Origin of the sequence: Aeromonas veronii (assembly GCA_041319085.1) — a bacterium.
Classification (GTDB): domain Bacteria; phylum Pseudomonadota; class Gammaproteobacteria; order Enterobacterales; family Aeromonadaceae; genus Aeromonas; species Aeromonas veronii_F.
The window spans coordinates 933,352-956,387 of sequence record CP101033.1 but is presented as its reverse complement, the minus strand read 5'-3'; the positions used below and the strand labels follow the sequence as shown (position 1 = coordinate 956,387).

Below are 23,036 nucleotides of genomic sequence, written 5' to 3'. Positions count from 1 at the left end.
AAGCCCAGATAGATATCGATTCAGAGTAAATTGCACATAACAAAAAGCCCCGATGTCAAATCGGGGCTTGGCGCTTTACCCTGATTGTCGCCTCGCAGCGACCGCCTTCCTGAGCGTAGGAAATGCGTGAAATTTGGTTGCGGGGGCCGGATTTGAACCGACGACCTTCGGGTTATGAGCCCGACGAGCTACCATGCTGCTCCACCCCGCGTCCGAAATCGTGCGAGATTATAGCCAGTTCAATCTATTCATACAAGAGTGACTGTCTATAATACACTCGGTTACCCGAGCTCACTGCTTAATTGGTGCCGTGGGCGGGACTCGAACCCGCACACCCTAGAGCACTACCCCCTCAAGATAGCGTGTCTACCAATTCCACCACCACGGCAAAACTCACTTACTGGGGAACGTCAGTATCTTTATTTACTGGCGCTTTAGTCTGCTCAACCTGTTGGGTTTGTTGCAGATTTTCCCACTCACTACCCTGCTTTACCTTGTTGCTGGACATAGAGCCGAGCACCAGGCTGATAACGAAAAACAGAGTAGCCAAAATTGCTGTTGTTCGGGTCAGGAAACTGCCTGAGCCACCGGAGCCGAATACTGTGTTCGATGCCCCTGCGCCGAAGGAGGCGCCCATATCAGCCCCTTTACCTTGCTGAATCATCACCAGACCAATCAGAGCCAGTGACACCAACAGATAAACGACTAAAAGAATTTCGTACATTTAACTTGCACCCTTTGCCGCTTCAACAATTCCTAAAAACGCATGGCTATCAAGGCTTGCTCCGCCAATCAGGCCGCCATCAATGTCGGGCTGGGCAAACAAATCTCTCGCATTGGTCGGCGTTACGCTCCCACCATAGATGATTCTCACTTTCTCACCTATTACCGGAGTATCCTCCGCCAAGCGACCACGTATAAAGGAATGAACCTCTTGTGCCTGCTCGGGTGTGGCGCATTTACCTGTACCTACAGCCCAAATCGGCTCGTAGGCGATGATAGCATTATCGAAAGCCATCGCGCCATTTTTCTCTATGACGATATCCAGTTCTTCGGCGATCACCTCGAAGGCTCTTCTCGCCTGCCTCGCTGCACCTGACTCACCTAAACAGAGGATGGGAATCAAGCCTGCCGCTCTGGCTGCCGCAAACTTCTCTGCGACGATAAAACTGGTCTCACCAAAGAGACGCCTGCGCTCGGAGTGCCCTACCAATACGTAACGACACCCTGCCTCAACCAGCATCCGACACGAGATTTCTCCGGTGTAAGCGCCAGTAGCGTGCTGACTCACATTCTGAGCCCCCAACTTTATTACTCCCTGCTCGTTGAGCAGTGAAGCGGTAAAGTCGAGATGCACATGGGAAGGACAGAGAACCACATCTACATTTTCATCAACACCGTTCAGGCATTGACTCGTAAACTGCTCTAGCTGCGACCTACTACCGTGCAACTTCCAGTTGGCTGCTACAAACGGCTTGCGATGTCCCATCGGCAACTCCCTTGCGAAAGCGGGGCTGATAATATCCAGAGGATGCTCAGCTGACAAGTGCTATTTTTAAATTTTCGAATCGTTTGAACAAGATACAACCAGGGCGGCTAAAAAGTCGCCCTGGTTGTTCATTAAAACGCCGATTCGACCTGTTTGGCGATGCGTTGAGCCATGTCACGCACCTGCTGTTCATGCTCACCTTCGACCATGACCCGGATCAGCGGTTCGGTACCGGATTTACGCAACAGCACGCGACCACGACCAGCCAACTCTTGTTCTACCTTGGCAACCTCAGCCATGACAGCATCAGCAGCCAGTGGATCCTTGCCTTCGGCAAAGCGAACATTCACCAACACCTGCGGGAACTTGCTCATGCCGGAGCGCAGCTTGGCCAGCGGCATCTCGGCACTGCGCATGGCGGTGAGCACCTGCAAGGCGGCCACGATGCCATCGCCTGTGGTGGTCTGATCCAGACAGATAATGTGGCCGGAGTTCTCGCCACCGATGCGCCAGCCCTTCTCTTCCATCATCTCCAGCACATAGCGGTCACCCACCTTGGCTCGGGCAAACGGAATGCCCAGGGTCTGCAGCGCCAGCTCCAGGCCCATATTGGCCATCAGGGTGCCGACAACGCCACCTTTGAGGCGACCATTGCGCAGGGCATCGCGCGCGATGATATAGAGCACTTCATCACCATCAATGAGATAACCGGTATGGTCAACCATGATCAGACGGTCACCGTCACCATCAAAGGCAACCCCCAGATCGGCCTTGCACTCCAGCACCTTGGCAACCAGCGCTTCAGGCGCAGTCGAACCGACACCATCGTTGATGTTGAGGCCATCCGGGGCACAGCCCATGGTGATCACGTCGGCGCCCAGCTCGCGGAATACCGACGGCGCAATGTGGTAAGTAGCGCCGTGGCCACAGTCGACCACCATTTTCACCCCATCCAGATTCATGTGGGAGGGGAAGGTGCTCTTGCAGAATTCGATATAGCGACCGGCGGCATCATCAATGCGCACCGCTTTGCCAAGTTCGGCAGACTCGACACACTTGAGCTCGTGATCCAGCTCGGCTTCGATAGCCAGCTCGACATCATCAGGCAGCTTGGTGCCATCTGCGGAGAAGAACTTGATGCCGTTGTCATAGAAGGGGTTGTGGGAGGCGCTGATGACGATGCCCGCTTCGGCACGGAAAGTGCGAGTCAGGTAGGCAACCGCCGGAGTGGGCATGGGCCCCATCAGAATGGCCTTAAGGCCTGCCGCAGAGAGTCCTGCTTCCAGCGCAGACTCCAGCATATAGCCTGAGATACGGGTATCTTTGCCAATCAGCACCTTTTTGGTGCCCTTTTTGGAGAGCACCTTGCCGGCAGCCCAACCCAATTTCATCACGAAATCAGGGGTGATCGGGTATTCACCAACCTTGCCGCGGACACCATCGGTACCGAAATACTTTCTTGTCATTGTCTGTTCTCTTTATTATCTGGAAATAAAATCTTGTCCCGTCATTGCCAGCCAACCGACGCGCAATGCGTCCACGGTCTCCCGTACATCATGTACCCTGATGATGCGGGCCCCATGCTGCATGCCGATAAGAGCGCATGCCAGACTGCCCCCCAGACGCTCATCCACCGGACGCCCCAGCAGATTGCCTATCATAGACTTTCGCGACATCCCCACCAATAGCGGCAAGCCATAATCAAGCAACTCCTGTTGAGCCGCCAACAGCTGATAGTTGTGTACAAGGGTCTTGCCAAAGCCATATCCCGGATCCAGCAACAGATCTTCGCGCCGGATCCCGACAGTCAAACAAGCCACAATGCGTTCATCAAAAAAGGCGCGTACCTCTGCGATAAGATCGTCATAGTGGGGCTCGACCTGCATGGTTCGTGGCTGCCCCTGCATATGCATCAGACAGACAGGGACCGCAGCCTCGGCCGCCGCCTGCAGTGCTCCCGGCTCTTGCAGCGCCCGCACATCGTTGATCAGATGGGCGCCGACCTTGCAACCCTCACGCATCACCGCCGCTTTGGAGGTATCAAGGGAGATCATCACATCCAGCTCACGGACCATCTGTTCCACGACAGGAATAACCCTGTCAAGCTCCTCCTGCTCGCTCACATCGGGCGCACCAGGGCGGGTTGACTCGCCACCAATGTCGATAAGAGTCGCACCGTCCGAGACCATCTGCCGCGCATGGACCATGGCCCGTTCAAACTGGTTGAAATGGCCGCCATCGGAGAAGGAGTCGGGCGTTACATTGAGGATCCCCATCACATGGGGACGATCGAGGGAGAGGCTAAGCCCCTTGCTGGTTAACTGCATTTTCACGTCCATCTGATAAAGAAAAACCCCGGGCAAGCCCGGGGTTTGGAGAGTCACGATTATTTGGCCGGGACGTCGTTGGCTTTGTCGATAGTGACATCCGCCACCGGAGCGGCTTCATCGGCCGGCTTGGCCTCGGCAGCCACAGTGGAACCACCTTGCGGGGTATCTCCGTGCTCGTCGTGCCAGTTGCTCGGAGCTCGGACCTCGCGACGCGCCATCAGATCATCGATCTGTTTGGCATCGATGGTCTCGTACTTCATCAACGCATCTTTCATGGTGTGCAACACGTCCATGTTATCCAGCAGGATCTGCTTGGAACGGGCGTAGTTGCGGTCGATGACCTGCTTGACCTCGGCATCTATGACGCGAGCGGTATCGTCGGACATGTGTTTGGCCTTGGCCATGCTGCGACCAAGGAACACCTCACCATCTTCTTCCGCGTAGAGCATTGGGCCGAGACGCTCGGACATCCCCCACTGAGTCACCATCTTGCGTGCAATGTCTGTTGCCCGCTCGATGTCGTTGGAAGCGCCAGTGGAAACCTTCTCGGCACCGTAGATCAGCTCTTCTGCCAGACGACCGCCATACAGGCTGGAGATCATTGACTCTAAGTGCTGTTTGGAGTGGCTCCAGCGATCCTGCTCCGGCAGATACATGGTCACACCCAGCGCACGACCACGCGGAATGATGGAGACCTTGTAAACCGGGTCATGATCCGGAACCAGACGACCAATGATGGCGTGACCGGCTTCATGATACGCAGTCATCTCTTTCTCGGACTCTTTCATCACCATGGAGCGACGTTCCGCCCCCATCATGATCTTGTCCTTGGCCTTCTCGAATTCCAGCATGGAGACCACTCGGCGGCTCTCACGGGCAGAGAAGAGGGCAGCTTCGTTAACCAGGTTGGCCAAATCCGCACCAGAGAAACCGGGTGTACCACGGGCAATCAGCGCAGGATTGACGTCATCCGCCAACGGAACTTTGCGCATGTGCACTTTCAGGATCTGTTCGCGCCCACGGACATCCGGCAGACCGACCACAACCTGACGGTCGAAACGGCCCGGACGCAGCAGTGCAGGATCCAATACATCAGGACGGTTGGTGGCCGCAATGACGATGATACCTTCATTGCCTTCAAAGCCATCCATCTCAACCAGCATCTGGTTAAGCGTCTGCTCACGTTCATCGTGACCACCACCCAGACCGGCACCACGCTGACGACCGACCGCATCAATTTCATCGATGAAGATGATGCAGGGGGAGGATTTCTTGGCCTGTTCGAACATGTCACGCACCCGGGAGGCACCGACACCGACGAACATCTCCACGAAATCGGAACCGGAGATGGTGAAGAACGGCACCTTGGCCTCGCCCGCAATGGCCTTGGCCAGCAGGGTTTTACCGGTACCCGGAGGACCAACCAGTAGCACACCGGTCGGGATCTTGCCACCCAGTTTCTGGAATTTGCTCGGGTCGCGCAGATAGTCGACCAGCTCCTTCACCTCTTCCTTGGCTTCATCGCAACCTGCGACATCAGCAAAGGTGGTCTTGATCTGATCTTCGCTCATCAGGCGAGCCTTGCTCTTGCCAAACGACATGGCACCTTTGCCACCGCCGCCCTGCATCTGACGCATGAAGAAGACCCAGACACCGATCAGCAGCAGCATCGGGAACCAGGAGATGAAGATAGAGGTCAACAGAGACGGCTCTTCCGGCTTCTCGCCCATCACTTTGACATTGTGATTGAGCATGTCGTTGAGCAGCTGGGGATCCGGCGCAGGGATGATGGTGGTGAATCGTTCACCAGTACGCTTGACGCCATTAATGACCTTACCGTCCATCCGTACTTCACGGATTTGCTCTTGGGTCACCTCTTTAACGAAGCTGGAATAGTCCAGCTGGCGACTGGTGGTATCGCTGGGGCTGAAGCTATTGAACACCGACATCAAAACGACGGCGATGACCAGCCACAGGATTAAGTTTTTCGCCATGTCACTCAAATCAGTAACCTCGCAGACTGACAGTTAACGATGAAGGTTAGGGTACTACAGTTTAAAACCGGTAGCCACAATGTAGACTTCCCGTGATCTGGCGCGGGATGAGTCTGGTTTACGAATTTTGACAGCGGAGAAAAGTTGACGAATTTCATTGAGATAGGCATCAAAGCCCTCTCCCTGAAACACCTTCACCACGAAACTGCCGTCACTACGCAATACCTGATTGCACATGTCCAGCGCCAGCTCGACCAGATACATGGCGCGAGCCTGATCCACCTGCTGGGTACCGCTCATGTTGGGCGCCATATCAGACATCACGACATCAACCTTGTCAGGCCCTACTCGTTCCAGCAAGGCGCCAAGCACAGTTTCCTCCCGAAAGTCCCCTTGCAGGAAATCGACACCGGCAATCGGATCCATCGGCAAAATGTCACATGCGATGACACGACCCGAATCACCAACCTGTTCAACCGCGAACTGGGACCAACCACCGGGGGCGGCACCCAAATCCACTACGGTCATGCCATTTTTCAGCAAGCGATCCTTGCCCTGGATCTCGTCAATCTTGAAAACAGCACGAGAACGCAGGCCCATTTTCTGGGCTTTTTTGACGTATTGATCGTCGAAATGTTCTTTTAACCAGCGTGTTGAACTGGGGGAACGTTTTTTCTGGGTCATGATAATCGACTTTAAAAAACCACAAGGGTTATTAGTATTAAGGGCTAAGTGGGGGTAGAATACGCCCCTTTCAACCCTGACTTATGAAGAAATTGCGATGATTCTCAACAATAAACAGAAACAGTACCTCAAGGGCCTTGCCCATAGCCTCAAGCCTGTCGTCCTGCTGGGTCAGCATGGTCTGACCGAAGGTGTACTGGCCGAGATCGATCTGGCACTGAACCATCACGAGCTGATCAAGGTTAAGGTTGCCTCTGAAGATCGCGAAATGAAACAACTGGTTATGGATGCTATCGTCCGTGAAACCGGTTCAATCAAGGTGCAAAGCATGGGTCATGTGCTGACCATTTATCGTCAAGCCAACGAACCCAAAATCCAGCTGCCCCGCAAGTAAAAGGAAAGAGCATCGCTCTTTCCTTATTCCACTTCTTCCCGAGTCGCTTGCCAAAGTAGTCGCAAAGCCCTTAACCTGCGATGAATACTTCCGGACAGGCATTATGGCTCACCATCCAATTCTGACCGACGATGAGCTGGCCATGCTACGGGACTTGGGGAGCAATCAGGACCCCCATGTTCTGAGTGGTCATCTCGACGCCTCCATGCTTGGCTTGCTGCAAAAAGCCGAATACCTTGTACTAGAAGCCCGCTTCGCAGGCCATCAGCTGCATTTTCCTCTGACCTTTACCCAAGGGGAAGACGGCTTTGTCGAGACTCGGTTATCTGCTCCGGTCATCAGGGAGCTGGGGTTTGCGCAACCGCGTGCCTGGCGTCTCACCCAAAAAGCCAAGCTTTGCAGCGAACTGGGCCTGTTTCAGGTGCTCAGCCTCTCCTTCAACGGCCTCATCGTGGAAAATTTGCCAACCGACATGGTCGCCGATACCCCCATCAACGGCGAGCTCTGCATCGAACAAGAGGCCCCTCTTCCACTGCAGGGACGGCTGGTAAGGCGCATCAAGGTCAATGCTGACCATGCCACCTGGGCGCTGAGTTTTCAGATGAACGAGTGCGACCTCGAACGGCTACGCCACTGGTTGTTTCAGCGTCATCAGGATGCCTTTACCGAGGCGTATCTGTCCTGATCGTTATCAGTAGTGATGCCGACAAAGACAAACAGGGGAGCGCCAGCCCCCCTGTTTCATCATCTGTGGCATTCGCTTAGATATAAGCGACTTCCAGTACTTCGTATTCCACATCACCGCCCGGCGTCTTGACGATAGCAACATCGTCCACTTCCTTGCCAATCAGGGCGCGGGCAATGGGGGAGTTGACTGAAATAAGGTTCTGTTTGATATCAGCCTCATCGTCCCCCACGATGCGGTAAACCACCTCTTCCTCTGTCTCGCTCTTGAGCAGAGTCACCGTCGCGCCAAAAATAACGCGGCCGTTGTTGGTCATCTTGGTGACGTCGATCACCTGCGCATTGGAGAGCTTGGCTTCAATCTCCTGAATGCGCCCTTCACAGAACCCCTGCTGCTCGCGAGCGGCATGGTATTCGGCGTTTTCCTTCAGATCGCCGTGCTCACGGGCATCGGCAATCGCTTCGATAATCTGGGGACGAAGCTCGGTCTTGAGATAATCGAGCTCTTCGCGCAGCTTCTCAGCGCCGCGAACAGTCATCGGAGTATGATTCATAGTCGAAACCTGGGTTGCTTGAAAATAGAAGCTACGGCCATCTGCAAGGAGGCCGCAGCAATCGGTTCGGATGGGGCATCTTAATATGAAGCCAACACAAAATCCACGTCAGCCCCCTGATGCTGATCCCACTTGCGTCATCGACATTCCCCTCGCCTACTTCCCTTCCGGTACTGAAATGGGCGCCGACACGGTCGGTTTACCCTGCATGATGGCGATCTCCACCCGCCGGTTCATCCGACGATTTTCCGGGGTCGTGTTGGGCACCAATGGTTGGGAATCCGCCATCCCCTGCACCACCAGCCGACCCTGATCAAAACCTGGGACCTTGATCATCTGATGCGCGACCGCCACCGCCCGCTGCGTCGAGAGCTCCCAGTTGGACTGGAACAGCTCATCTTCGGTCGCCACGTTGTCGGTGTGACCGGAGATGGTGATTTCACCCGGCACATCCTTGAGCAGGGTCGCAACCTTGCGAATGACCGGCCAGAACTGGGGCTGCAGAAACGCCGAACCGGCCGGGAACGACGCTTTTTCCCTGATCCGGATAATGATCTGCTGACCCAGCGCCTCAATTTCGATGGCGCCATCCTGGATCTGATCTTTCATCTGCTCGGCGAGGGCTTTTGCCAGGGTGTTGGACTGCTGCTGCACCTTCTGCGCATTCTGAGCGGTATCGCCCCCCGTCAGTTTGCCATCACTCTTGTCCTGACCACCGGCCTGATCCGCCTCACCGGGCAGAAAGTCCAGCTCGGTCTGGGTCATATCGATGGTCTGCTGCATCACGGTATCAATCGGCGTGGGTTCCGGGCGACCGGGCCTGAACTCCTGGGCAATCACCGAGGTTCCCTTGGGAATATCTTTCACCTCGAGGATGTTCTGCACCCCGAAGGCATTCTTCATAGAGCCCGCGATCTGCTTGAACTTGAGCACATCCATCTCAGCAAAGGAGAGCAGCAACACGAAGAAGCACATCAAGAGCGACATTAAATCGGCGAACGTGCCCATATAGGCAGGAAGACCGGGGGGCGGACATTTACATTTAGCCATGTACTATGCTACTCCGCCGCTTGTCCGCGTTTGGATTGATGCAAATAATTCTTGAGCAATGACTCGATCACCCGAGGGTTTTGACCATCCTGAATGCCCATAATGGCATCAAGAATCAGCGAACGACCAAGGCGCTCTTCGGCATTGCGCAGATCCAACTTATCGGCTATCGGTATGGCAAACATATTCGCCAAAATCGCACCATACAACGTCGTTAACAAGGCCACAGCCATCGCCGGACCGATCGACTTGGGGTCACTCATATTTGACAACATGGCTACCAACCCCACCAGAGTACCGATCATCCCCATAGCGGGGCCCAAATCTCCGAGAGCTCTGAACACCTTGATCGCATTAGTGTGCCGCTCCTCGGTTAGATCGATATCTTTTTCCATCACAGCACGTACCACATCGGCATCGTGACCATCCACCAGCATGTCGATCCCTTTTTTCATAAAAGGATTGGGGATTTCTGCCGCCTCCAACGCCAGAAACCCCCCTTTGCGGGCAGCATCAGCCAGCTCGACAGACTTGAGGATCAGATCATCGAGCTTATCGCTTTTATACATAAACGCTTTCCCGGCGACCTTGAAAGCGAGAAAAAACTGACCCAAGTTAAATTTCATCATTCCGATGAAAATTGACCCCATAAAAGTGATCAGAATGGATGGAACATCGACAAACATGCCCACACCACCACCAAGAACCATGGCGTATACCACCACCCCGAAACCCAGCACTATCCCTATCAGACTGCCTAGATCCACGTCCCTACTCCTGTCACCGATGCTTATGCCTAATTTATAATTTGTTGAATTTTCTGCTATTGCGACCCAAGCGGCAAGCCTGCATCCACTGAGTATGATGGCTCATTATCGGCCAGTTTAGCGAGAGTTTGAGGGCGCAGTGCTTTTCAGCCTCCCCCCTGTGGACGGTCGATGCTAATATAAGCCGTTTTTTTCAATCCCCGAGGATGGACATGGCCAGTAAAAAAATCGACCGTCTGAGTTTTGATGCCACTCTGGAAGAGCTGGAAACCATCGTTCATCAGCTGGAACAAGGTTCCCTACCCCTGGAAGAGGCACTCAAGCAGTTCGAGCAAGGCGTTCATCTGGTACGGGCCGGTCAGCAGAAGCTGGAACTGGCCGAGCAGAAGATCCAGATCCTGCTCAGTCAAGCCGATGGCAGTGACCAGCTCGCCCCCTTCCAGCCAGAACAAGGAGAGGAGTGAGTGGCGCTGGACCATTTTTCCCGTCTGCATCGTCAGCGTATTGACGACTGTCTGTCAGCACACCTTGAATCCTTGCCCACCATGGCACCGCGTCTGCGCGATGCCATGAGTTACGGCCTGCTGCTGGGCGGCAAGCGGGTTCGCCCGTTTCTGGTCTACGCAGTCGGCGAGATGCTGGGTGTAAAGAGCGAGCTGCTGGATGGCCCCGCAGCTGCCGTGGAGTGCATCCACGCTTACTCCCTGCTACACGATGACCTGCCCGCCATGGATAACGACGACTTGCGTCGTGGCCAGCCAACCGTTCACAAGGCGTTTGACGAAGGGACCGCCATTCTGGCCGGTGATGCGCTGCAGACCCTGGCGTTCTCCATTCTGGCCGATCACCCCATGCCCGATACCTTGATGACCAACCGGGTGCGGATGCTGAGTACCCTCGCCCGCGCCTCCGGCTATCTCGGTATGTGTGGCGGTCAGGCGCTGGATCTGCAGGCCGAAGGGCGCCAGATCTCGCTGGCCGAACTGGAACAGGTACACCGCCACAAGACCGGTGCACTGATTGAATGTGCCGTGGCGCTCGGCGCCCTGTGCAAAGCCGATGTCGATGACGCCACCCTGGCGGCACTGCAAACCTACGCCGCCGCGATTGGCCTCGCCTTCCAGGTGCAGGATGACATCCTCGACATCACAGGTGATACCGCCACCCTGGGCAAACCGCAAGGCTCGGACCTGGCGCTGGAGAAAAGTACCTATCCGGCCCTGCTCGGACTCGAAAACGCCCGTGAGCTGGCTCGCGAACTGCACGGTAAAGCCTTAACAGCCCTGCAATCCTTGCCCTACAATACCGACATTCTGGAAGCGTTTGCCGATTACATCATCGAGCGAACCCACTAAACGCTGGATAACAGTAACAATATGAGCGTTGATATTAGCAATTTCCCCAACCTGGCCCTCGCGGACACTCCGGTCGAGCTGCGTTCCTTGCCCAAAGATCGGCTGCCGGTGCTGTGCAACGAGCTGCGCGAATATCTGCTGCGCTCTGTCAGCCGCTCCAGCGGACACTTTGCCTCCGGTCTCGGCACGGTCGAATTGACCGTCGCCCTGCACTACGTCTACAACACCCCGTTCGATCGGCTGATCTGGGACGTGGGCCATCAGGCCTATCCCCACAAGATCCTGACCGGGCGCCGTGACCAGATCCACACCATCCGTCAGAAAGATGGTCTGCACCCCTTCCCCTGGCGTGGCGAGAGCGAGTACGACGTGCTCTCCGTTGGCCATTCCAGCACCTCCATCGGTGCGGCGCTCGGCATGGCGGTCGCCGCCGAGAGCGAAGGGCTGGGTCGCAAGGTCGTTGCGGTGATCGGTGACGGTGCCATTACCGCAGGGATGGCCTTTGAAGCGCTCAACCACGCCGGCGATGTTCACAAGGACATGCTGGTGATCCTCAACGACAACGAGATGTCCATCTCAGAGAATGTCGGCGCGCTGAACAACCATCTGGCCCGGGTCATGTCTGGCAAGCTCTACACCACCATCCGCGAAGGCGGCAAGAAGGTGCTGGCAGGTCTGCCACCGGTCAAGGAGCTGGCCAAGCGGGCCGAAGAGCACCTCAAGGGGATGGTTGTGCCCGGTACCCTGTTCGAGGAGTTCGGCTTCAACTATATCGGCCCCATCGACGGTCACGATATCGAGGCACTGGTCGAGACCCTGCGCAACATGCGCAACCTCAAGGGCCCGCAACTGCTGCACGTCAAAACCAAGAAGGGCAAGGGCTACGAGCCGGCGGAGAAAGACCCCATTGGTTATCACGCTGTGCCCAAGTTCAATCCTGACGATTGCTCCCTGCCCAAGGCGAGCAGTGCCAAACCAACCTTCTCCGCCATCTTCGGCCAGTGGCTGTGCGACATGGCGGCCAAAGACGAGAAGCTGGTCGGCATCACCCCCGCCATGCGCGAAGGCTCGGGGCTGGTGAAATTCAGCCAACAATATCCGGATCGCTACTTCGATGTGGCCATTGCCGAGCAGCATGCGGTCACTTTCGCCGCGGGTCTCGCCATCGCCGACAAGAAGCCGGTGGTGGCCATCTATTCGAGCTTCCTGCAGCGTGCCTACGATCAGGTGATTCACGACGTGGCGCTGCAAGACTTGCCGGTGCTGTTCGCCATCGATCGGGCCGGTCTGGTGGGTGCCGACGGCCCGACCCATCAGGGGGCGTTCGATATCAGCTTCCTGCGCACCGTGCCCAACATGGTGGTGATGACGCCATCTGACGAGAACGAGTGCCGCCAGATGCTCTATACCGGCTATCTCCATCAGGGCCCTGCCGCAGTGCGTTACCCGCGCGGCAGCAGCCTGAGCGATGCGCCCATCTCATCAGAGATGCAGGCACTGGCGCTTGGCAAGGGACGCATCATTCGAGAGGGCAAAGGCACCGCTATTCTGGCGTTTGGTACTCTGCTGCACCACGCGAAAGCGGCCGCAGAGGCACTGGATGCCACTCTGGTGGACATGCGCTTCGTCAAACCGATGGATGAGGCACTGGTGCTGTCGCTGGCGGCCAGCCACAATCACTTCGTCACCATCGAAGACAACGCCATCATGGGCGGCGCCGGTTCGGCGGTGAACGAGCTGCTGATGCTCAATAAACAGTGCAAACCTGTGCTCAACCTCGGCCTGCCGGATCGCTTCGTGGAACAGGGCACCCAGCAAGAGATCTATGCCCTGCTCGGTCTGGACGATGCAGGCATCCAGCGCAGCATCGAAACCTGGCTACAAGCCTGATAACCCTTAAAGCTATCAAGCAAAAGAAGGGCGCCTCATTGGCGCCCTTTTTATTTTTGCGTTTCTAACCCGGATTACCCTTTGTAGATCTTGGGGTTAAACACATCCCGCAGCCAGTCACCCAGCAGGTTGATGACCAGCACCAGCACCACCAGACAGATGCCCGGGAACGCGGTGATCCACCAGGAGCCGGAGAAGATGTAGTTGAAGCCGACGCTGATAAGCGACCCCAGTGACGGCTGATCAACCGGCATCCCCAGACCGAGGAAGGAGAGAGCAGCTTCACTCATGATGGCGTTGGCCACCTGCACGGTGGAGATCACCAGAATGGGCGACAGGCAGTTGGGCAAAATGTGGCGGAACATGATGCGCGGGGCACGGAACCCCATTACCTTGGCCGCTTCCACATACTCCTTCTTCTTCTCCGCCAGCACAGAGGCACGCACGGTACGGGCGTACTGCGGCCACTCGGCAATACCGATGATCACCACCAGCATCATGATGGCGAACTTGGAGTAGAACTCGGAGCCAAAGGTTGCCTGAAAGATGGCGGAGATGATGATCGCCACCATCATGGTGGAAAACGACAGCTGCACGTCGGCAAAGCGCATCAGCAGGTTGTCGATGCGACCACCGAAGTAACCCGCAATCAGACCGATGACGATACCCAGCACCAGCTGCAACGCCACCGCAAACAGGCCGATGGAGAGCGAAATGCGGGCGCCATAGAGGATGGTACTCCAGATATCCCGTCCCTGGTTGTCGGTACCGAGCCAGAAGCGCTCTTCGCCCCCTTCCAGCCATGAGGGAGGCAGTTCGGCATCCATCAGATCAAAACTGGTCTGGTCATAGACGTTGTGTGGGGCCAGCCAGGGGGCCAGCAGCGCCGCCAGCACAAATACCACGAACACCGCAAAGCTGAACATGGCTACCTTGTCCCGCAGGAAGTAGTAGACGATGTCAGAGTTCTTGAATCGTGCCCAACGGCTTGGGCTTGCAGTTACAGCGTTACTCATGCTTACCCCTTGGCAGTCAGGTTAACGGTCGGGTTAATCAACCCATAGAGCAGGTCGACCAGGGTATTGGTCACCACGAAGATCAGCCCCACGAAGATGACGTAGGCGGTGATCAGCGGGGTATCGACCCGGTGGATCGCCTCAAGGAACAGGAAGCCGGTGCCCGGCCACTGGAACACGCTCTCGGTCAGGATGGTGTAGGCCACCATGGTACCGATCTGCACCCCGCCAACGGTAATGACCGGCAGCATGGTGTTTTTGAGGGCGTGCTGATAGTAGACCTTGTTGTTGTCCAGCCCCTTGGCGCGGGCGAACTTGACGTACTCGGAGGAGAGCTGCTCCAGCATTTCGGAGCGCACCAAGCGGATAAACAGCGGCAACATGATGGAGGAGAGCGACACCGCGGGCAGGATCAGGTGCTTGATGCCATCCCAGGTGAAGAAGCCCGACTCCCAGCCCAGCAGGTTACGGGTCTCGCCGCGGCCATAGGCCGGCAGCCAGCCCAGCTGGATGGAGAAGAGGTACATCAGCATGATGGCGGTCAAAAATACCGGGATCGAGATACCGATACTGCTCCCCGCCATGATGATCTTGGTGGGAATGCTGCGCGGGCGGATCGCCGAATAGACACCGAGTGGAATGGAAACCACCACGATGATGAGCGCGGCAGCAAACACCAGCTCAAGGGTAGCCACCAGCTTGTCGAGGATCACCTCGAGAGCGGGTCGCTTGAAGAAATAGGAGGTGCCCAAATCCCCATGCACCGCATTTTTCAAAAAACGGCTGTATTTGATGAGGAAGGGATCGTTAAGGCCCATCTTCTCGCGCAACTCGTGACGCTGGGCTTCGGAGACGGATTGTCCCACCAGCTCGCGCAACGGGTCACCCAGGTTATCCTGGATGGAGAAGGCGACCAGGCTGATGACGAACATCACTATCACGGCCTGATAGAACCGTTTCAGCAGGAATGTAAACATGCTTGTCCTTCTACGTGGCCTGTGTCGTGGCACAGGCTTCTGTTAGTGGGCGGAGTGGCCAGCTGACCACCCCGCCCCGTCCTTCCTTGCGACGTTCTCTTACTTGCTGACCACCAGGTCACCCAGGTAAGGGAAGTTCATCACGTTGACCACCGGCTTGATGTCGACGTTTTTCTTGGCGCCATAGGCCAGATCTTCCCAGTGCAACGGCACGTAGGCAGCATCTTCGATCAGCATGGCCTCGACCTTTTTCAGCATCTCGGCACGCTTGGCCGGATCGGTCTCGGCATTGGCATCCATCACCATCTTGTCAGCTTCGGCGTTGGCATAACCGGCGCAGTTGTACTGGCCCATACCGGTCTTGGCATCCTTGGTGAAGGTCAGGAACTCGAAGAAGTTCGCGGTATCTTCAGTGTCGGAGTGCCAGCCAATCAGCTGCATGTCGGCGGCGCACTTGTCAAACTCCGGCCAGTACTGGGCCACCGGCATGGTCTTCAGATCCACCTTGATGTTGATCTTGGCCAGCATGGCGGAGACAGCCTGGGCAATCTTGACGTCGTTGACGTAGCGCGCTGCCGGGGAGATGAAGGTCATCTTGAAGCCTTTCTCGTAACCGGCCTCCTTCATCAGCTCCTTGGCCTTGGCCAGATCATACTGGGGCACCAGCGCCTCGTTGTGACCGGCATAGCCTTTCGGGCTCAGCTGGCCAGCAGGGGTACCGAAGCCCTTGTTGATCTTCTCGACGATGCCCACTTGGTTGATGGCGTAGTTGATCGCCTGACGCACGCGCTTGTCTTTCAGCGCCGGGTTGGTGTTCTGGTTCAGCTCGATGATGATGGCGCGGGTACCGGACAGGGTGACCAGCTGGGAGTCCTTGCCATTCTTCACTCGCTCCAGATCGTTCGGCGCAACCGGATAGATCATATCCACGTCGCCACCCAGCAGGGCTGCAACACGGGTCGCATCTTCCTTGATCGGCACCACGGTCAGGTTCTCGACGTTACCCTTGGAGGCTTTGTCCCAGTAGTTGGCGTTGCGGGCATAATCCAGCTTCACACCCTGCTCGCGGAACTTGACGGTGAACGGGCCAGTACCGGAGACGTGGGTAGAGGCATAGGAGTCGCCGTTTTTGACGATCTCGGCCTTGTCTTTGCCCGCTTCGGTCTTGCCGGTGTAGAACTTGGAGTCCATCGGGAAGATGTAGGTGACGGTCTGCAGCACCAGCGGGAACGGCTTGGCGGTGACGAGATCCACGGTGTAGTCATCGACCTTCTTCACTTCGCTAATGGGATCGAAGATCGCCTTGAAGTCGACGGAGGCTTTCAGACGGTTGACGGTCCACACCACGTCGTCAGCGGTGAAGTCGTTACCGGAGTGGAACTTGACCCCTTTGCGCAGGTGGAAGCGGACGGTCTTGTCATCGACACGCTCGAACTTCTCGGCCAGACGGGGCTCGAACTGCAGGTCCTGGGTGTAACGCATCAGGGGATCGAATACCAGGTGCGACATCTCCAGGGTCTGACCGGAGAGCTGCTCCTGCGGATCCAGCGACGTGGCGTCAGAGGCGACACCCACCTTGATATCAGCGGCTGAGACACTGAAGGCGAAACCGGCGGCAAACAGCGCCAGGGCAATCTTGGACAATCCTTTTTTCATCTTGTTCTCCATGCTTTTGGCTTTTTTATGACACTTTTTTTGACAAGCAGACCGGCGCACCGGCCCAATCCTAGCTTGCGATTTCCAGCCCCTCGCGGGACATTCCCTTGAACTCCGGCATGAGGGAGATCAGCTTGCGGCTGTACTCATGCTCGGCATTGGTAAAGAGTTTCTCGGTCTCGGCCACTTCCACCAGATGACCGTGCTGCATCACCCCGATGCGGTCGCACATCTGACGGATCACCGGCAGATCGTGGCTGATGAACAACATGGTGAGCTTGAGCTCCTGCTGCAGATCCTTGAGCAGGTTGAGGATCTGGGCCTGCACCGACACATCCAGCGCCGAGGTTGGCTCGTCGCAGATGAGAAAACGCGGGCGCGTGGCCAGGGCGCGGGCGATGGAGATGCGCTGGCGCTGGCCGCCGGAGAACTCGTGGGGATACTTGACCCCGGCACCGCGGCCGAGCCCGACGTGATCCAGCAGATCGTTGACGATCCCCTCGATCTGGCTCTCGCTGCTCGCCAGCTGATGGAAGCGGATCGGCTCGGCAATGATGTCGCGCACCTTCATCCGCGGGTTCATTGACGAATAGGGGTTCTGGAACACCATCTGCATCTGGCGGCGCAGCGGACGGCGCTCACGCTCGCTCTTGAGCGCGGTCAGATCGATCCCCTCGAAGAAGATCTTGCCGGTATCAGGCGGATAGAGGCCGGTGATGGCGCGGGCAATGGTCGATTTGCCGGAGCCGGACTCCCCCACCAGACCGAAGGTCTCCCCTTCGAAGATCTCGAAGCTGATGTTGTTGCAGGCCCGCACATACTGGCGGCGGCTCGGGAAGATGGAGTCCTTGGTGACGAACTTCAGATCGACGTTCTCCACCCGCAGCAGCGCCCCTTCATAGGCACGCTCGTCCTGACTCTGGCCGAGCCAGTGGGTCTTGAGGTCGATATTGGTTTCCGGCGCACTGGCATCCTCGATATAGGAGACCAGCGGGAAGCGCACCAGCTTCACGTCGGAGCGGGGGACCGCCGAGATGAGGCTGCGGGTATAGGGGTGATTGGGGCTGCCCAGCACCTGCTCGGTGGTGCCGAACTCCACCAGATCACCGCGATACATCACCGCCACCTTGTCGGTGACGTTGGAGACCACCCCCATGTCGTGAGTCACCAGCATGCAGCCCACCTGACGCTCTTTGCAGAGGGTGCGGATAAGCTGGAGGATCTGATCCTGAATGGAGACGTCCAGCGCCGTGGTCGGCTCATCGGCGATGATCAGCTCCGGATCGCAGGAGAGCGCGATGGCAATCACCACCCGCTGACGCATGCCACCGGAGAACTGGTGCGGATACTGCTTGATGCGCAGCTCCGGCTGCGGGATCCCCACCGCCCCCATCAGCGCCAGCGCCTTGGCAAAAGCAGCCTCGCGAGAGAGGTCGGTATTGGCCAGAATGGTCTCCACCAGCTGATGCTCAACGGTGAACAGCGGGTTGAGGGAGGTCATGGGGTCCTGGAAGATGAACCCGATACGGGAGCCACGGATGGCCCGCATCTCGTTCTGGCTCTTGCCGGAGATAAGCTCGCCATTGAGATAGATATCGCCACGGGCAATGTGCCCGGGGGGGCTGAGCAGATCGATAACGGCGTTGCCGATGGTGGACTTGCCGGCGCCGGATTCACCGACCACCCCGACAATCTCACCCTTTTCGATAGAGAAAGAGAGATCCTTCACCGCGGCCAGCACCCCGTAGCGGGAGGGGTACTCGATCCGCAAGTTCTTTACTTCGAGCAAGGACATGTTTACCTCTGCGGGGGACATCCGTCCCAAATAATTCGTCCGTAAATCAGCCGCAGATGCCGGTTGTTACCTTGGGCAGTTGATATTGAGTGTTTATAGAATAAAAAACGCTCAATCCATGAGGCAGCGAAACCAGCGATCCGGGCGGGTTTTTTGCATTTTTTTGGAATAACCCGCGAGTAACTTAGACGGTTTGACCACGGGTGTAAATGATTGAGTTATACAATTCCGCAATGTTTTGTGCAGATAACAACCAATTCAGTAGAGATAAATGATGATTTTTATCACATAAATGGCCGGTGCATCCGTACATCTATCTGTATCATTACTTTAATTTCAACAATAGCGCAACAAGCAGCATTTATCACTATTTCAAAAACGATCGCAAGCTCCGAATGAGTAGTGAATATTTATGTGAAATGGATGATAAACGGCAGCATATGCCGATGAATGAAAATTAAGCAGAGATAAATCGGGGGATGCCAGAACGGTCATCCCCCGGAAGGTGGCATTCAGCCGAGCCAGAACGCCAGTAATTGCATACAAAACAGGGCGAACAGGCCGGCGATCAGATCGTCCAGCATGATGCCGAATCCGCCATGAATGCGGCGATCAAACCAGGAGATGGGCCAGGGCTTAAGCACATCAAACAACCGGAACAGCGCGAAGCCCGCCACCACCCACTCCCAACCGGCTGGCGCGGCGATCATGGTGACACCAAAACCAATCACCTCGTCCCAGACGATGGCGCCGTGATCCGGCATGCCGATGGCATCGGTAGCGCTCTGGCAGATGCGGATCCCCACCACAAAGCCCGCCGCCAGCAAGGCGATGAACCAGTGGGTCGGCAGACCGCTCACCAGCAGATAGAGCGGAATGGCCGCCAGGGTGCCCATGGTGCCCGGCGCCTTGGGGCTGAGACCGGAACCAAACCCCACCGCTAAAAAATGAAGCGGATTTTTCAGATCCAGTCGTGTCAGCTCGGGTTTTATCCTGAACAAACTCATGCGAAGTGATCCCACCCTTTCAGTTGCAACGCCACCACTTGTTCGCCACGCAGGTAGTCGATGCCGGGCTCGCCCGCCACGATACGGCCGATGCGGCTGAACTTGACCCCGCTGTGGGCCAGCGCCGTATCGAGCGCGCCGCGGTGCTCCTCCGGTACGGTAAAACAGAGCTCGTAGTCATCGCCACCGGCCAGCGCCAGTTGCCACGCCTCCTGCTCGCTCACCGCATCCTGCAGCACCGGCGAGAGCGGCAGCAGATCGAGATCGATCTGGGCCCGCACGCCGGACGCTTTGAGGATATGGCCGAGATCCGATGCCAGACCGTCGGAGAGGTCCAGCGCACTGCCCGCCAGCCCGCGCAGCGCCTGACCCGCCAGAATGCGGGGATGCGGATGGTCGAGCCGTGGCAGCACGGCCGCCAGCTGGTTCTCGTTGAGGGTGCGTTTGCCCAGCAGGTGGGAGAGCGCCAGCGCGGCATCCCCCAGAGTGCCGGTGACATAGATGCCGTCACCGGCTTTGGCGCCGCTGCGCATCAGGGCGCGCCCGGCAGGCACCGACCCCTTCACCGAAATGGTGATGGAGAGCGGCCCGCGGGTCATATCTCCCCCCACCAGCGCGACGTTGTAGTACTCGGCCAGCTCCAGGAACCCTTCGGCAAAACCGGCAACCCAACCTTCGTTGATGGCAGGCAGGGTCAGCGCCAGCGACACCCAGCGCGGCTCGGCCCCCATGGCGGCGAGATCGGAGAGATTGACCGCCAGCGCCTTGTAGCCGAGATCTACCGGATCCATGTCGGGAAAGAAGTGTACGCCGCTCACCAGAGTGTCGGTGCTCACCGCCAGCTGGGTATCGGGGGGCAGGGTCAGCAGGGCACAGTCATCTCCAGGGCCCATCACCACGTCCTTGCGGGCGTGGGGAACCTTGAAGTACTTATCAATCAGCTCAAATTCACCCATACAGTAAAAAGCCAGCAATAAGCTGGCTCCTCTCTTAGATGCTGACGGACAGCAGGATCAACGCTTGTTCAGCGACTTGATCACCTTGTCCAGTACACCGTTGACAAACTTGTGGCTGTCATCGGCGGCGAAGGCTTTGGCCAGCTCGATCGCTTCGTTGATGACCACGCGCGGCGGTACATCATCACGACGGGTCAGCTCGTAGGTCGCCAGACGCAGGATCGCCTTGTCCACCATGTCCACTTCTTCCAGCGGACGGGAGAGGTAAGGTGCAAACACCTTGTCCAGCTCGTTGCAGTGGAGGGCTACCCCGAACAGCAGATCGCGGAAATAGCTCAGGTCTACACCCTTGGTGTCCTGATCGATCTTGAACTGCTCTTCGATGTCACCCACGTTAGCCTTGGTCATCTGCCACTGGTAGATGGCCTGGGTGGCGCAATGGCGGGCTTTACGGCGCTCAGACGGTTTCAATGTACTTCTCCTCGTTACACGTCCAGTTCTTTCAGGACGTTGATCATTTCGAGCGCTGCCAGTGCAGCCTCTGCACCCTTGTTACCCGCCTTGGTACCTGCACGCTCGATGGCTTGTTCAATGTTTTCAGTGGTCAGCACACCGAAGGCAACGGGAATTTCATATTCCATCATTACCTGGGCCATGCCCTTGCTGTTCTCGTTTGCCACCAGGTCGAAGTGGTAGGTGCCGCCACGGATGACAGTACCGACCGCCACGATGGCGTCGTATTGACCACTCTTGGCCAGCTTCTTGATGACCAATGGCATTTCAACCGCGCCCGGCACTTTTACCAGTGTCAGGTTGCTGTCCTGCACTTGACCTTGACGCTTCAGTACGTCCACCGCGCCGTTCACCAGACTGTCGTTGATGAAGCTGTTGAAACGGGCAACAACAATAGCAACGCGCGCCTCAGGAGCGGCGATATTTCCTTCGATAACCTTCATTGGAAATCCTGTATCTGTGCAATCAAAAGGGCCGGAGTCAAAAGTGCGCACATTCTAGCACAACAGACCCACGACAAAAACCATGGCCGCAATAGACAGCCATGATCACGATTTAACCAGTCCGGCGCGCGTACTCGCCGATGTATTCCACTACTTCCAGACCGAAACCGCCCGGAAGGGGATGGTACTTCTCTGGTGGAACTTTACTCGCCGATGTACTCAACCACTTCCAAACCGAAACCACCCGGAAGGGGATGGTACTTCTCTGGTAGAACCTTGAGTCCTTTACTCGCCGACGTATTCCACGACTTCCAGCCCGAAACCACCCGGGAGGGGATGGAACTTCTCTGGTGGAACTTTACTCGCCGACGTACTCAACCACTTCCAGCCCGAAACCGCCGAGGGCATGGTACTTCTTCGGCGAGCTCAGCAGACGCATCTTGCTCACGCCGAGCGCCTTAAGGATCTGGGAGCCCACGCCAACCCGGCGTGAGGTGCCCTGCCACTTGGCCCCTTCCGGCGCCAGCCCCTTGTCGGCGGCTTCAAAGCCCTTGACCCGGGCCAGCAGCTCCTCGCCATGGGATTCCGCCCCCAAAATCACCAGCACCCCGCCTTCGCTGGCGATGCGCGCCATGGATTTGGGCAGCGGCCAGCTGCGGGCAGCGTGGCGGTCGGTCAGCAGCAAATCGCTCAGCACATCGTGCAGATGGACGCGCACCAGCGTCGGCTGATCGGCCTGAACCTCACCCTTTTTCAGGGCGAAGTGAACCTGATTGTCGATGGTGTCGCGGAAGGTGATGAGGTCAAACTCGCCAAACTCGGTGGGCAGCTTGCACTCGGCCACCTTCTCGACCGTGGTCTCGTGCTGGTTGCGGTACTCGATAAGGTCGGCAATGGTACCAAGCTTGATGCCGTGCTGTTCGGCGAAGATCTCTAAATCCGGACGGCGCGCCATGGAGCCATCCTCGTTGAGGATCTCGACGATGACGGAAGCCGCCTCGTAACCGGCCAGACGGGCCAGATCGCAGCCCGCCTCGGTGTGACCGGCACGGGTCAGCACGCCGCCATCCTGCGCCATCAGCGGGAAGATATGGCCCGGCTGCACCAGATCGGCCGCCTTGGCATTGGGCGCCACCGCCGCCTGCACGGTCACCGCGCGATCGGCGGCGGAGATACCGGTCGTCACCCCTTCGGCCGCTTCGATGGTCACGGTGAAGGCGGTGGAGAACTGGGCATTGTTGCGATCCACCATCAGCGGCAGCGCCAGCTGCTTGCAGCGATCCCGGGTCAGCGTCAGGCAGATGAGGCCACGGCCGTAGCGGGCCATGAAGTTGATATCCTCCGGACGGACGCAGGAGGCGGCCATGATGAGGTCACCTTCGTTCTCCCTGTCTTCGTCATCCATCAGGATCACCATCTTGCCCGCCTTGATATCGGCAATGATTTCCTGGGTTGTGCTCAGCGCCATGGGCTACTCCATCA

General features: G+C 57.1%; 23 protein-coding genes and 2 tRNA genes. 5 read left to right on the top strand and 20 right to left on the bottom strand.

Going from position 1 to position 23,036, the window contains the following annotated elements:
• Positions 1-134 precede the first annotated feature (134 nt).
• The 8 genes from NMD14_04785 to rlmE form a co-directional block, all read right to left on the bottom strand.
• Positions 135-211, bottom strand: a tRNA-Met gene (locus tag NMD14_04785).
• A gap of 92 nt (positions 212-303) precedes the next feature.
• Positions 304-388, bottom strand: a tRNA-Leu gene (locus NMD14_04780).
• A 9-nt stretch (positions 389-397) separates the two neighbouring features.
• Positions 398-724: a preprotein translocase subunit SecG gene (secG, locus tag NMD14_04775; GenBank protein XEI33743.1), complete on the bottom strand. Its 327-nt coding sequence runs from the start codon at positions 722-724 to the stop codon at positions 398-400.
• Positions 725-1,489 carry a triose-phosphate isomerase gene (tpiA, locus tag NMD14_04770; protein XEI33742.1) on the bottom strand — a complete coding sequence of 255 codons (765 nt, stop codon included), beginning with the start codon at positions 1,487-1,489 and terminating at the stop codon, positions 725-727.
• A gap of 131 nt (positions 1,490-1,620) precedes the next feature.
• Entirely contained in the window at positions 1,621-2,955 is a 1,335-nt protein-coding gene (gene glmM, locus NMD14_04765) for a phosphoglucosamine mutase (protein XEI33741.1), read from the bottom strand.
• Between the two features lie 15 nt (positions 2,956-2,970).
• The gene (gene folP / locus NMD14_04760; protein XEI33740.1) at positions 2,971-3,816 is read right to left on the bottom strand and encodes a dihydropteroate synthase; all 846 of its coding nucleotides are present in this window, start codon (positions 3,814-3,816) and stop codon (positions 2,971-2,973) included.
• Positions 3,817-3,875: 59 nt separating this feature from the next.
• Positions 3,876-5,813, bottom strand: coding sequence for an ATP-dependent zinc metalloprotease FtsH (gene ftsH / locus NMD14_04755; GenBank protein ID XEI33739.1), 1,938 nt, complete (start codon positions 5,811-5,813; stop codon positions 3,876-3,878).
• Positions 5,814-5,867: 54 nt separating this feature from the next.
• Positions 5,868-6,497 (bottom strand): 23S rRNA (uridine(2552)-2'-O)-methyltransferase RlmE, encoded by a 630-nt coding sequence (gene rlmE / locus NMD14_04750; protein ID XEI33738.1) that lies wholly within the window; start codon positions 6,495-6,497, stop codon positions 5,868-5,870.
• 97 nt (positions 6,498-6,594) lie between these two features.
• Between rlmE and yhbY the strand changes: the two genes are divergently transcribed.
• Positions 6,595-6,891: a ribosome assembly RNA-binding protein YhbY gene (gene yhbY, locus NMD14_04745; GenBank protein XEI33737.1), complete on the top strand. Its 297-nt coding sequence runs from the start codon at positions 6,595-6,597 to the stop codon at positions 6,889-6,891.
• A gap of 103 nt (positions 6,892-6,994) precedes the next feature.
• Positions 6,995-7,576 carry a PilZ domain-containing protein gene (locus NMD14_04740; GenBank protein ID XEI33736.1) on the top strand — a complete coding sequence of 194 codons (582 nt, stop codon included), beginning with the start codon at positions 6,995-6,997 and terminating at the stop codon, positions 7,574-7,576.
• Positions 7,577-7,652: 76 nt separating this feature from the next.
• Here the strand turns inward: NMD14_04740 and greA are convergent, their stop codons facing one another.
• The 3 genes from greA to pomA all read right to left on the bottom strand — a co-directional run bounded on the left by greA (position 7,653) and on the right by pomA (position 9,946).
• Positions 7,653-8,129: a transcription elongation factor GreA gene (greA, locus tag NMD14_04735; protein ID XEI33735.1), complete on the bottom strand. Its 477-nt coding sequence runs from the start codon at positions 8,127-8,129 to the stop codon at positions 7,653-7,655.
• A gap of 156 nt (positions 8,130-8,285) precedes the next feature.
• The gene (locus tag NMD14_04730) at positions 8,286-9,179 is read right to left on the bottom strand and encodes a flagellar motor protein MotB (GenBank protein XEI33734.1); all 894 of its coding nucleotides are present in this window, start codon (positions 9,177-9,179) and stop codon (positions 8,286-8,288) included.
• Between the two features lie 8 nt (positions 9,180-9,187).
• Positions 9,188-9,946: a flagellar motor protein PomA gene (pomA, locus tag NMD14_04725; protein ID XEI33733.1), complete on the bottom strand. Its 759-nt coding sequence runs from the start codon at positions 9,944-9,946 to the stop codon at positions 9,188-9,190.
• 212 nt (positions 9,947-10,158) lie between these two features.
• Here pomA and xseB point away from each other — a divergent pair, with 212 nt between their 5' ends.
• From xseB to dxs, 3 genes are read left to right on the top strand one after another with little or no spacing between them, the layout of a single operon-like run.
• Complete coding sequence (gene xseB / locus NMD14_04720; GenBank protein XEI33732.1) at positions 10,159-10,410, top strand: exodeoxyribonuclease VII small subunit; 252 nt, start codon at positions 10,159-10,161, stop codon at positions 10,408-10,410.
• On the top strand, positions 10,411-11,301 hold the full coding sequence (gene ispA, locus NMD14_04715; GenBank protein ID XEI33731.1) for a (2E,6E)-farnesyl diphosphate synthase: 891 nt from the start codon (positions 10,411-10,413) through the stop codon (positions 11,299-11,301).
• Between the two features lie 21 nt (positions 11,302-11,322).
• Positions 11,323-13,191, top strand: a complete 1,869-nt coding sequence (gene dxs / locus NMD14_04710) for a 1-deoxy-D-xylulose-5-phosphate synthase (protein ID XEI33730.1) — start codon at positions 11,323-11,325, stop codon at positions 13,189-13,191.
• 74 nt (positions 13,192-13,265) lie between these two features.
• Here dxs and NMD14_04705 read toward each other — a convergent pair whose 3' ends face one another.
• The 9 genes from NMD14_04705 to ribBA form a co-directional block, all read right to left on the bottom strand.
• The gene (locus NMD14_04705) at positions 13,266-14,207 is read right to left on the bottom strand and encodes an ABC transporter permease (protein XEI33729.1); all 942 of its coding nucleotides are present in this window, start codon (positions 14,205-14,207) and stop codon (positions 13,266-13,268) included.
• Between the two features lie 2 nt (positions 14,208-14,209).
• On the bottom strand, positions 14,210-15,184 hold the full coding sequence (locus tag NMD14_04700) for an ABC transporter permease (protein XEI33728.1): 975 nt from the start codon (positions 15,182-15,184) through the stop codon (positions 14,210-14,212).
• Between the two features lie 99 nt (positions 15,185-15,283).
• Positions 15,284-16,840 (bottom strand): ABC transporter substrate-binding protein, encoded by a 1,557-nt coding sequence (locus tag NMD14_04695; protein XEI33727.1) that lies wholly within the window; start codon positions 16,838-16,840, stop codon positions 15,284-15,286.
• 70 nt (positions 16,841-16,910) lie between these two features.
• Positions 16,911-18,635: an ABC transporter ATP-binding protein gene (locus NMD14_04690; protein ID XEI33726.1), complete on the bottom strand. Its 1,725-nt coding sequence runs from the start codon at positions 18,633-18,635 to the stop codon at positions 16,911-16,913.
• 512 nt (positions 18,636-19,147) lie between these two features.
• Entirely contained in the window at positions 19,148-19,642 is a 495-nt protein-coding gene (locus NMD14_04685) for a phosphatidylglycerophosphatase A (GenBank protein ID XEI33725.1), read from the bottom strand.
• The gene (gene thiL, locus NMD14_04680; GenBank protein ID XEI33724.1) at positions 19,639-20,598 is read right to left on the bottom strand and encodes a thiamine-phosphate kinase; all 960 of its coding nucleotides are present in this window, start codon (positions 20,596-20,598) and stop codon (positions 19,639-19,641) included. The genes NMD14_04685 and thiL overlap by 4 nt, the downstream gene beginning before the upstream one ends.
• Positions 20,599-20,655: 57 nt before the next feature.
• Positions 20,656-21,069 (bottom strand): transcription antitermination factor NusB, encoded by a 414-nt coding sequence (gene nusB, locus NMD14_04675; protein ID XEI33723.1) that lies wholly within the window; start codon positions 21,067-21,069, stop codon positions 20,656-20,658.
• Positions 21,070-21,083: 14 nt separating this feature from the next.
• On the bottom strand, positions 21,084-21,554 hold the full coding sequence (ribE, locus tag NMD14_04670) for a 6,7-dimethyl-8-ribityllumazine synthase (GenBank protein ID XEI33722.1): 471 nt from the start codon (positions 21,552-21,554) through the stop codon (positions 21,084-21,086).
• A gap of 358 nt (positions 21,555-21,912) precedes the next feature.
• The gene (ribBA, locus tag NMD14_04665) at positions 21,913-23,022 is read right to left on the bottom strand and encodes a bifunctional 3,4-dihydroxy-2-butanone-4-phosphate synthase/GTP cyclohydrolase II (GenBank protein ID XEI33721.1); all 1,110 of its coding nucleotides are present in this window, start codon (positions 23,020-23,022) and stop codon (positions 21,913-21,915) included.
• Positions 23,023-23,036 lie beyond the last annotated feature (14 nt).